Raw genomic sequence first — 10,476 nt, forward strand, 5'->3', positions numbered from 1 at the left:
GGCGCTGATCGCCCGCGAGACCGGCGGCATCCTGCCCAAGGGCGAGCACGAGGTGCGCGAGGCGATCGTGCTGCTGCAGCAGGCCGCGGCGATGCCGCTGCAGGCGCAGGGCCAGGTGCTGCCGACCGCGCCGGGCCGGCTGAGCCTGGCGCGGCGCCTGCCGCTGGGCGTGGTCGGGGTGATCTCGCCGTTCAATTTCCCGCTGGTGCTGTCGCTGCGCTCGGTGGCGCCGGCGCTGGCGGTCGGCAATGCGGTGGTGCTCAAGCCGGATCCACGGACGCCGTACGCCGGCGGCTTCGTCATCGCCGAAGTGCTGCAGCAGGCCGGCCTGCCGAAGGGCCTGCTGCACGTGCTGCCAGGCGGCGCGGATGCCGGCCAGGCGCTGGTCGAGGCGCCGGGCGTGCCGATGATCGCGTTCACCGGTTCCACCGCCGCCGGCCGCCGTATCGGCGAACTGGCCGGCAAGCACCTGAAGAAGACCGCGCTGGAACTGGGCGGCAAGAACTCGTTGATCGTGCTCGAGGATGCCGACCTGGACAAGGCGGTGTCGGCGATCGCCTTCGGCGCATACTTCCACCAGGGCCAGATCTGCATGGCCACCGGTCGCGTGCTGGTCCAGCGCAGCATCGCCGCGGAGCTGACCCGGCGCCTGGCCGAGAAGGCGCGGCACCTGCCGGTTGGCGATCCGGCCACCGCCCACGTGGCGCTCGGTCCGATCATCGACCAGCGCCAGCTGCAGCACGTCAAGGACGTGGTCGATGCCTCGGTGGCGGCGGGCGCCGTGGTCGAGGCCGGCGGCACCCACGAGGGCCTGTTCTATGCGGCCACGGTGTTGTCGAACGTGCAGCCGGGCATGCCGGCGTTCGAGGAGGAAGTGTTCGGCCCGGTCGCCAACGTGATTGCGTTCGACAGCGACGACGAGGCGGTGGCGCTGGCCAACCAGACCGAGTACGGCCTGTCGGCCGGCATCCTGTCGGCGTCGGTTGGTCGCGCGATGGCGCTGGGCGAACGCCTGCACACCGGCCTGCTGCACATCAACGACCAGACCGTGGCCGACGAAGTCACCAATCCGTTCGGCGGCACCGGTGCCTCCGGCAACGGCACCAGCATGGGCGGCCCGGCCGACTGGGGCCAGTACACGCACTGGCAGTGGGTGACGATCCAGGACAGCGCGCCGCAGTATCCGTTCTGAGGACAAGTCGCCGGGCGTCGATGTGGCGCCCGGTTGTGCTCGTGGATGCATTGATTGCGGGAGAGATGATTGTTCCGTTGCGTGCGTGTTGAGCTACGCGCGGCCAATAAGGCCCTGGCACCGGCACCGGCGCCGACACTGCATTGTGGGAGGGACTTCAGTCCCGACGCTTCTGCGGTGACTCGCCATTTCAGCCGCGACGAACGAAGCGGGACTGGTCGATCATCGATCACGTGTCGGGACTGAAGTCCCTCCCACAGTAAAGCGACCGCACCGCGATCTCCGTACTGGCTGCGGGTCGTGTCACCCCTGCGCGCGCTGCCGGAACTGGATCGGCGAACACCCCGCATGCCGGCGGAAGCAGCGGCTGAAATACGCCGCATCGGCATAGCCCAGGACTTCCGCGAGCTGCTGCACGGTCAAGGTGGTGTAGACCAGGCTGCGCCGCGCCTCGAGCATGATCCGGCGTTGCAACAGTTCCAGCGCCGAAGCACCGGCCAGGCGCCGGCATAGCGCGTTGAGATGGCTGCGGCTCAGCCCGAGCCGGTCGGCATAGCGGGCCAGCGGCCAATGTTCCCGGTAATGCGCGTCGATCAGCGCGGTATAGGCGCGCACGTGGCGCGCACCGCGGTCGGCATCGTGCGGATCGCGATGGGCATCCGCCAGCGCGCCGCGCGCCGCCCACAGCAAGGCCTGCGTGACCAGCGCCTGCAGCATCGGCTCGCGGCCGGGGCGGTGCTGTGTGTGTTCGGCGGCGATGGCGGCGAAGCAGGCGTCCAGCATCGCTTGCTGATCGCCCGCGGGTAGGCACAGCGGCCGCGCCAGCGCTTCGTCCAGATTCGGCCATTGCGCCGCCAGGCGCTGCCGCAGCGGCGCCGACACGGTCACGACATGGCCGCGCACGTTGCGCTGGAAACGGAAGCCGTGCACGCACAGCGGCGGCAACAGCAGCAGGCATGGCCCGCGCAGGCGCTGCTGCGTTCCGTCCAAGTGCAGGCCGGCGCTGCCGCGTTGCAGATACAGCAGTTGCAGCAGATCGCCGTGGCGGTGCGGGCGGATATGCCAGTCGTGCAGGCGGCTGCGCGCGGCAATGGATTCCCAGTGCAACAGGTCCGATGTCCCTCTGTCGCCGGTCTCGCCGTACAGGCGAAACGCCGGGACCATGGCGGGCGATGCGACAGCGGCGGAGGCAGTGCGGGGCATCGGCGAAAAGTACCGGAATCGGTCGCGATGATCCATGTCCTCGGCACGCCGCAACCGGAACACTGTGGGTCTGTCCCATCCTTCGGAGGACGTATGCGTACCCAGGTCGCCATCGTCGGCGCCGGCCCGGCCGGGCTGCTGCTCGGGCAGTTGCTGCACGGCCACGGCATCGACACCGTCATCGTCGAGCGGCAGACGCCGGAACACGTGCTGTCGCGCATTCGCGCCGGCGTGCTGGAGCAGGGCACCGCCGACCTGCTGTGCGCCGCCGGTGCGGGCGCGCGCATGCAGCGCGAAGGCATCGTCCACCACGGCTTCGAACTGGCGCTGGAGCAGCGCCGCGAACGCATCGAACTGAGTGCGGCGACCGGTGGCCGTGCGGTCACCGTCTACGGCCAGACCGAAGTGACCCGCGACCTGATGGACGCACGCCGCGCTGCCGGCGCCGCCACTCTCTATTCCGTCGAGGATGTGCAGTTGCACGACATCGCCGGGCTGCAGCCGTGGCTGAGCTTCGTGCAGGATGGCGTCACGCAGCGCCTGGATTGCGACTACGTGGTCGGCTGCGACGGCTTCCACGGGGTCAGCCGCCGCGCGATTCCGGCCGAGGTGCTGCGCGTGTACGAACGGATCTATCCGTTCGGCTGGCTAGGCGTGCTGGCCGACACCCCACCGGTGGCCGACGAACTGATCTATGCGCGCAATGCGCGTGGTTTCGCGCTGTGCAGCATGCGTTCTCCCACCCGCACCCGCTACTACGTGCAGGTGCCGGCGGACGAGCGGGTGGAGGACTGGTCGGACGATCGCTTCTGGGACGAGCTGCGTCGGCGTCTTCCCGACGACGTGGCGCAGGCGCTGGTCACCGGTCCGTCGCTGGAGAAAAGCATCGCGCCGCTGCGCAGCTATGTCGCCGAGCCGATGCAGTACGGCCGCCTGTTCCTGGCCGGCGATGCCGCACACATCGTGCCGCCGACCGGCGCCAAGGGCCTGAACCTCGCTGCCGGCGACGTCGGCCTGCTCGCGCACCTGTTCGCGCAGGCGCAGCAGGAGCGCAGTGACGCGCCGCTGCAGCGCTATTCGGAACTGGCCCTGCAGCGCGTGTGGAAGGCCGAGCGCTTTTCCTGGTGGATGACCACGATGCTGCATCGCTTCCCGGACGAGGACGCGTTCAGCCGCCGCCTGCACGATGCGGAACTGGATTATCTGCTTGGAAGCGCTGCGGGCCGCGCCACCATCGCCGAGAACTATGCGGGATTGCCGTTGGCGCTTTAGCGGGGGGATTGGGGAGTCGGGATTGGGGATTCGTAAAGCCGCGTCCCGGTTCCCCTGCGCACGTCGATGGTGTCCTTCTCCGCGTTCTTCCAATCCCGAATTCCGAATCCCCACCCTCGACATGAGAGTCGTCGATCATTGTGATCGATGACGGGGATCAAGCGCGCCGATGGATGACGGTGCAGAGCGCCAACACATCGCGGCGCCATGCACTGCACGCGAACCTTTAGGTGCGTGTTACTGCGCCATTTCTGAGGTCGAGGTAACTGTGGCGATTCTCCCAGACCAGGAAAAAAGCCGGTAAATCCGCGTGCTTTTCGCGATTTCCTGCCTCGCGCAGGCACGTCGCGTTGCTACGCTGCAGCCGCGTCGGTGCCAACGTTGCCGCGCATCGCGGCAGCGCAGCGGCACTGCGCATTCCCCCTGTTCCCCCATCGGAGAGTCTTCCATGAAGATCCGTTTTCAGGCCTGTCTGCTGGCGCTGCTGCTTGCGCTCCCGGTCGCGTCCGCGTTCGCGCAGACCGCGGTCACCGCCAATCCCAACCACGCGCAGTTGCTGCACGGCGAGGACTGGCGTACCAGCGCCAACAAGCGCCTGGTCTACGACTTCTGGCGCATCGTGTTCGAAGCCGGGCACACCGAATATGCGCCGATGTACATGGCCAAGGACTACATCCAGCACAACCCGAACGTGGCCAACGGCCGCGACGCGTTCCTGGCGTTCCTGACCTCCTTCGTCAAGCCGACGCCGATCCAGCCGCGGGTGCAGTTGCCGCTGGTGGCGATCCTGGCCGAGGGCGACTACGTGACCCTGGTGTCGGTGCGCACGCTGCCCGATCCCAAGGATGCCAGCAAGACCTACACCACCACCTGGTTCGACATGTTCCGTATCCAGAACGGCAAGATCCAGGAGCATTGGGACGCGGCGACCAAGTGAGGTCGCGTCGCGTGCGTTGATCACTGGCAGGCGCCGTCCAACCGCGTGGACGACGCCTGCGCGCTGCGAGGGGAATGCGCGCAGGCGTCAGAACGCGTCGGCGCGGTAGCCGGTGTCGATGCTGACGCTGCCGCCGAGCGCGCGCGAGACGCAGGCGCACAGCTTGCGGTTGCTGTGGCGCTGTTCGTCGCTGAGGAACACGTCGCGGTGGTCCAGCGGGGCGGCCGCGTCCAGCACCTCGACCACGCACAGGCCGCATTCGCCGCGGCGGCAGTCGGCCATGACTTCCACGCCGGCCGCGCTCAGCGCATCCAGCAACGACTCGTTCTCGGCGACCTGCACGGTCTTGCCCAGCGCCGGCACCTGCACCACGAACGGCTGCGCCGGTGCGTTGCCGCTGTTGCCGAAGGTCTCGAAGTGCAGGCGCGCGCGGGCGCGGCCGTCGTCGCGCCAGCGTTGCCGCAGTTCGTCCAGCAGCGGCAGCGGGCCGCAGGCGTAGACGTCGGCATTGCGCGGCCATTGCGCGATCTGCGCGGCCAGCTCGAGCTGACCCAGATGCTCCGGGCAGAACAACTGCAGGCGCTCGCCCAGCAGGTCCTGCAGATGCTCCATATAGGCCATGCTGGCGCCGCTGCGGCCGGCGTAGAGCACCTGGAACGGGATGCGCCCGCGCGCCAGCCGTTGCGCCATGCCCAGGATCGGGGTGATGCCGATGCCGCCGGCGACCAGCACGATGTGCTCGGCGGTCTCGTCCAGCGCGAAGTGGTTGTTGGGCGAGGAAATCTCCAGTGGGTCGCCTGGCGCCAGCGTCCACATCGCGCGCGACCCGCCGCGGCTACCTGGCACCGCGCGCACCGCGATGCGGTAGTGGCCGTCTGCGGCGGGCTCGCCGACCAGCGAGTAGGAGCGCTCGTGCCAGGCCTCGCCGATGCGCACGCGCACGTCGAGGTGGCTGCCCACGCTAAAGGGGCGGCTGGCGCGACCGGGATCGAGGACGATCTCGCGCACGTCCTGGCACGGCGTGGCGACGGCGACGACGCGGGCGGTGGTCCACTGGGTGTCTTTGCGCATGGCGGGGTCCGGCAGGCGGGAAGGGGAGACGGGCGTCTGTGCGCCGCGATCAGGCGGGTGGGCGGCGCCGCAGCAGACGGCTGCCGGGGATCTGGCCCAGCGCGTTCTGGTCGTGCAGGGCGTGGTGGGCGTTGCGCTGCGCCAGCCGCGCGTGTTCGCGCATCAGCGCTTCGGCGCGCGCGCCTTCGCGGCGCACGATCGCGTCCAGCACCTGACGGTGCTGGTCCTGCGCGATCGACAGCACGGTGGCGGCCTGGCCGCGTTCGAGCACGAAGCTGCTCGGCGAGGCGAACGGCAACTGCGCGACGCGCGCCAACTCGCGTGAGAGCAGCGCACTGCCGGCCATCTCGAACAACAGGGCATGCCATTGCGCGTTGCAATCGACATAGCGGGCGAAGGCCTCCTCGCTCAGCGGTCGCGCCGCCAGGACGGCGTCGATCTGCGCCAGCAACGCCTGCGCCCGCGCCAGCAAGGCCGGCTCGGCACCGCGCTCGGCCGCGCGGCGCGCGGCCAGCCCTTCCAGGGTGCCGCGCAGTTCGATGGCGTCGTCCACATCGGCCTCGTCGAACGCCTGCACCGCGTAGCCGCCGCCACGCAGCGGCTGCACCAGGCCTTCCTCGGCCAGTCGCTGCAGGGCGGCGCGCACCGGCGTGCGCGAGACGCCCAGGCGCTCCACCAGGGCGACCTCGGACAGGCGTTCGCCGGCGGCCAGTTCGCCGGCCAGGATCAGCTCGCGCACTTCCAGCAGGGCGCGGGTGGTCTGTGCGGCGCTGGAGCGGAATGGATGCGCGGCGGACATGGCAGTGGCTCCGGGATCCTGGCGGCGGTTCATCCGACCATGCGCAGCTGCAGGTCCTGGTTGCGCTGCTCGGCGGCGACCATGCGCTCGATCAGCCGCCGCGCCCACATGCCGCCGGCATCGACGTTGAGGTTGTAGAACACGTGGTCCGGATGCGCGTCGATGGCGCGCTGCTGCGCTTCCAGGATCAGCTCGTCCTCGCCGAACACACCGCTGACGCCGTCGCGCAGGCGCGTGGTGATCGACTGCTCGTGCAACGAATGGTTGCGCGCGAACGCCCAGAAGTAATGGCAGGTGCGATCGGTTTCCGGGGTGATGGTGTTGAGCACGTAGCCGTTGACCCCGCGCGAGCGGTCGCCCTGCGGCGCGCCGCTGCCGGCCACCGCCACGCCCACATCGATGGCGATGGTGCAGGGCGCCTCGAAGCGGATGATCTGCCAGCGGTCGACCTTGCCGCGGTAGCCGTGCGCATGTTCGATCTGCCAGGCCCAGAACGGCGGCGGGTCGATGTCCAGCATCCAGCGCGAGACCACCGTGCTGCGTTCGCCGTGGACCACGTCGAACGGCGCCTCGGCGACCTCGTCCTGGCCGATGCTGGAGCCATGCACGAAGGTCTCGTGGGTCAGGTCCATCAGGTTGTCCAGCACCAGCCGGTAGTCGCACTTGACGTGGATGGTGCGGCCGTCGCCGGCCCAGGCCGGGTCGTCGTTCCAGTGCAGGTCCGGCACCAGCGCGGGGTCGGCCAGCGCCGCGTCGCCCGGCCACACCCAGACGTAGCGGTGCCGCTCCACGGTGGGGAAGCGGCGCACGCAGGCGGAAGGGTTGATCGTGTCCTGCGAGGGCATGTGCACGCAGCGCCCGTTCGCGTCGTAGACCAGGCCGTGGTAGCCGCAGACCACGTCGTCGCCGCGCAGCCGGCCCATCGACAACGGCACCAGCCGATGCCAGCAGGCGTCCTCGAGCGCGGCGACGCGGCCGCTGCTGGTGCGGTACAGCACGATGTCCAAGTTGCACACCTTGCGCGGCAGCAGCGCGTGCTTGACCTCGTGATCCCAGGCGATGGCGTACCAGGCATTGAGTGGAAATGCCGGAGCGGACGACTGCATGGCGGCGACCTCGATTGTGTATACAACAGGCTGGGGAAGATCCTTGCGTGTTGCGGGCGGAGGGCGAGCGGGCGCTGCCTTCACGCCATCGCCCGAGATGCGGCGATGGCCGAATGTATACAATAGGGATGGGTCGGCGTGCCGTTGCCGCATCGTTAAATTGTTCGTTTATCGAACAATGCATCCGATAATCGGATTGACCGCCCGTCAGTGCCGGCCTAACGTGGCCTCCCGGAGCGACCTGGAGGAGGATGTCGTGGCAGACCTTGTAATGCGCTTGCGCCGACGCGCGCTGCGCCCGCGGCCGGCGACGGTGGAGCGGCGCCGATGATCGACAAGACCCTGGCTTCGTGCGCCGACGCAGTGGCCGACATCCACGATGGCGCCACGGTGATGATCGGCGGCTTCGGTACTGCGGGCATGCCCGATGCGCTGATCGATGCGTTGATCGCGCAGGGCGCGCGCGAGCTGACCATCGTCAACAACAACGCCGGCAACGGCGAGACCGGGCTGGCCGCGCTGATCAAGCACAAGCGCGTGCGCAAGATCGTGTGCTCGTTCCCGCGGCAGAGCGACTCGCAGCACTTCGACGCGGCCTACCGCGCCGGCGAGCTGGAACTGGAGCTGGTGCCGCAGGGCAACCTGGCCGCGCGCATCCACGCGGCCGGCAACGGCCTAGGTGCGATCTTCACCCCGACCGGCTACGGCACCGAGCTGGCCGCCGGCAAGGAGACCCGCGAGATCGACGGCCGCCACTACGTGCTGGAGTATCCGATCCGCGCCGATTTCGCGCTGATCAAGGCGCACCACGGCGACCGCTGGGGCAACCTGGTGTACCGCAAGACCGCGCGCAACTTCGGCCCGCTGATGGCGATGGCCGCGACCTGCGCGATCGTGCAGGTGGAACAGGTGGTGGAGCTGGGCGCGTTGGATCCGGAAGCGGTGGTGACCCCGGGCATCTTCGTGCAACGGGTGGTGGCGGTGGCCACCGCACAGGAGGGCGCATGCACGCACTGAACGGGCGCGGCATCGACCGCAACGCGCTGGCCGCACGGGTGGCGCGCGACATCCCCGAGGGCGCCTACGTCAACCTGGGCATCGGCCTGCCGACCGCGGTGGCCAACTTCCTGCCGGCGGACAAGGAGATCTTCCTGCACAGCGAGAACGGCCTGCTCGGCATGGGGCCGGCGCCGCCGCCGGGGCAGGAGGACCTGGACCTGATCAACGCCGGCAAGCAGCCGGTGACGCTGCTGACCGGGGGCTGCTATTTCCACCACGCCGACTCGTTCGCGATGATGCGCAGCGGGCGCCTGGACGTGTGCGTGCTCGGCGCGTTCCAGGTGTCGGTGCACGGCGACCTGGCCAACTGGAGCACCGGCGCGGCCGATGCGATCCCGGCGGTCGGCGGCGCGATGGATCTGGCGATCGGCGCCAAGCAGGTCTACGTGATGATGGAACTGCTGACCAAGCGCGGCGAGCCCAAGCTGGTGAACGCCTGCAGCTATCCGTTGACCGGGCTGCGCTGCGTGTCGCGGGTGTACACCGACCTGGGCGTGTTCGCGCTGGGGCCGGATGGCGCGCGCGTGCTCGAACTGGTCGAAGGCGTGAGCCTGGACGACCTGCGCCAGGCCACCGGGCTGGCGCTGACCCTGGCCGATTCCACGGAGGCGGCATGAACGAGGCCTACATCATCGACGGCATCCGCACGCCGATCGGCCGCTACGGCGGCGCCCTGGCCGGGGTGCGCGCGGACGACCTCGGTGCGGTGCCGTTGCAGGCGCTGCTGGCGCGGCAGCCGCAGTTGGATCCGGCGCAACTCGACGACGTCTACCTGGGTTGCGCCAACCAGGCCGGCGAGGACAACCGCAACGTCGCGCGCATGAGCCTGCTGCTGGCGGGCCTGCCGTTCAGCGTGCCGGGCAGCACGGTCAACCGCCTGTGCGGCTCCGGCCTGGATGCCATCGGCACCGTCGCGCGCGGCATCCGCGCCGGCGAGCTGGGACTGGCCATCGCCGGCGGCGTCGAGTCGATGTCGCGCGCGCCGTGGGTGATGGGCAAGGCCGACAGCGCCTTCGCCCGCAACCAGCAGCTCGAAGACACCACCATGGGCTGGCGCTTCGTCAATCCGAAGCTGCAGCAACTGTATGGGGTGGAGCTGATGGGCGAGACCGCCGAGAACGTGGCCGCACGCTACGGCATCTCGCGCGAGGACCAGGACGCCTTCGCCCTGCGCAGCCAGCAGCGCACCGCCGCCGCGCAGGCGGCCGGTTTCTTCGACGGCGAGATCGTGCCGGTGACCGCCCCGGGCAGGAAGCGCGGCGAGACCGTCGAGGTCAGCGTCGACGAGCATCCGCGCGCCGACACCACCCTCGATGCGCTGGCCAGGCTCAAGCCGATCTTCCGCCAGCCCGGCACGGTCACCGCCGGCAACGCCTCGGGCATCAACGACGGCGCCGCCGCGCTGCTGCTGGCCAGCGACGCGCAGGTGCAGGCGCTGGGCCTGACCCCGCGCGCACGCGTGCTGGGCTTCGCCAGCGCCGGCGTGGAGCCGGCCTACATGGGCATCGGCCCGGTGCCGGCCACGCGCAAGCTGCTGGCACGGCTGGGGCTGTCCATCGGCGACTTCGATGCGATCGAACTCAACGAAGCCTTCGCCGCGCAGGGCCTGGCCTGCCTGCGCGAACTCGGCGTCGCCGACGATGCCGCGCACGTCAACGCCAACGGCGGCGCGATCGCGCTCGGTCATCCGCTGGGCATGAGCGGTGCGCGCCTCGCCCTGACCCTGCTGCGCCAGCTCGAGGCCAGCGGTGGTCGCCGCGGCCTGGCGACCATGTGCATCGGCGTCGGCCAGGGCGTGGCGCTGGCGATCGAGCGGCTGTAGCCGCTCGCCCCATCG

The 10,476-nt window shown here is 69.8% G+C and carries 10 protein-coding genes; 6 read left to right on the forward strand and 4 right to left on the reverse strand.

Annotation, left to right across the window (positions count from 1 at the left end; translation table 11 throughout):
* Positions 1–1,192 (forward strand): benzaldehyde dehydrogenase (locus tag D183_RS0105610; RefSeq protein ID WP_017908137.1); only part of this gene is annotated, 1,192 nt, incomplete at its 5' end.
* 303 nt (positions 1,193–1,495) lie between these two features.
* Here the strand turns inward: D183_RS0105610 and D183_RS0105615 are convergent.
* The gene (locus D183_RS0105615; RefSeq protein ID WP_026144224.1) at positions 1,496–2,395 is read right to left on the reverse strand and encodes a helix-turn-helix domain-containing protein; all 900 of its coding nucleotides are present in this window, start codon (positions 2,393–2,395) and stop codon (positions 1,496–1,498) included.
* Positions 2,396–2,488: 93 nt separating this feature from the next.
* On the opposite strand from D183_RS0105615, the gene pobA reads away from it, so the two are divergent.
* Both pobA and D183_RS0105625 read left to right on the forward strand, forming a co-directional pair.
* Positions 2,489–3,667, forward strand: coding sequence for a 4-hydroxybenzoate 3-monooxygenase (gene pobA, locus D183_RS0105620; RefSeq protein ID WP_017908139.1), 1,179 nt, complete (start codon positions 2,489–2,491; stop codon positions 3,665–3,667).
* 448 nt (positions 3,668–4,115) lie between these two features.
* Positions 4,116–4,604, forward strand: a complete 489-nt coding sequence (locus D183_RS0105625) for a nuclear transport factor 2 family protein (RefSeq protein ID WP_017908140.1) — start codon at positions 4,116–4,118, stop codon at positions 4,602–4,604.
* An 87-nt stretch (positions 4,605–4,691) separates the two neighbouring features.
* Here the strand turns inward: D183_RS0105625 and D183_RS0105630 are convergent, their stop codons facing one another.
* The 3 genes from D183_RS0105630 to D183_RS0105640 are packed head-to-tail and all read right to left on the reverse strand — an operon-like array spanning position 4,692 to position 7,580.
* Positions 4,692–5,675 (reverse strand): PDR/VanB family oxidoreductase, encoded by a 984-nt coding sequence (locus D183_RS0105630; RefSeq protein WP_017908141.1) that lies wholly within the window; start codon positions 5,673–5,675, stop codon positions 4,692–4,694.
* A gap of 49 nt (positions 5,676–5,724) precedes the next feature.
* The gene (locus tag D183_RS0105635; RefSeq protein WP_017908142.1) at positions 5,725–6,474 is read right to left on the reverse strand and encodes a GntR family transcriptional regulator; all 750 of its coding nucleotides are present in this window, start codon (positions 6,472–6,474) and stop codon (positions 5,725–5,727) included.
* 29 nt (positions 6,475–6,503) lie between these two features.
* On the reverse strand, positions 6,504–7,580 hold the full coding sequence (locus D183_RS0105640; protein ID WP_017908143.1) for an aromatic ring-hydroxylating dioxygenase subunit alpha: 1,077 nt from the start codon (positions 7,578–7,580) through the stop codon (positions 6,504–6,506).
* Between the two features lie 327 nt (positions 7,581–7,907).
* Between D183_RS0105640 and D183_RS0105645 the strand changes: the two genes are divergently transcribed.
* Genes D183_RS0105645 through pcaF form a run of 3 tightly spaced genes read left to right on the forward strand, consistent with a single transcriptional unit; the run spans position 7,908 to position 10,461 of the window.
* Positions 7,908–8,597, forward strand: a complete 690-nt coding sequence (locus D183_RS0105645; protein ID WP_017908144.1) for a 3-oxoacid CoA-transferase subunit A — start codon at positions 7,908–7,910, stop codon at positions 8,595–8,597.
* Positions 8,585–9,256 carry a 3-oxoacid CoA-transferase subunit B gene (locus D183_RS0105650; protein WP_017908145.1) on the forward strand — a complete coding sequence of 224 codons (672 nt, stop codon included), beginning with the start codon at positions 8,585–8,587 and terminating at the stop codon, positions 9,254–9,256. The genes D183_RS0105645 and D183_RS0105650 overlap by 13 nt, the downstream gene beginning before the upstream one ends.
* Positions 9,253–10,461: a 3-oxoadipyl-CoA thiolase gene (gene pcaF / locus D183_RS0105655; protein WP_017908146.1), complete on the forward strand. Its 1,209-nt coding sequence runs from the start codon at positions 9,253–9,255 to the stop codon at positions 10,459–10,461. The genes D183_RS0105650 and pcaF overlap by 4 nt, the downstream gene beginning before the upstream one ends.
* Positions 10,462–10,476 lie beyond the last annotated feature (15 nt).

This window comes from Xanthomonas sp. SHU 199 (assembly GCF_000364665.1).
Lineage (GTDB): Bacteria > Pseudomonadota > Gammaproteobacteria > Xanthomonadales > Xanthomonadaceae > Xanthomonas_A > Xanthomonas_A sontii.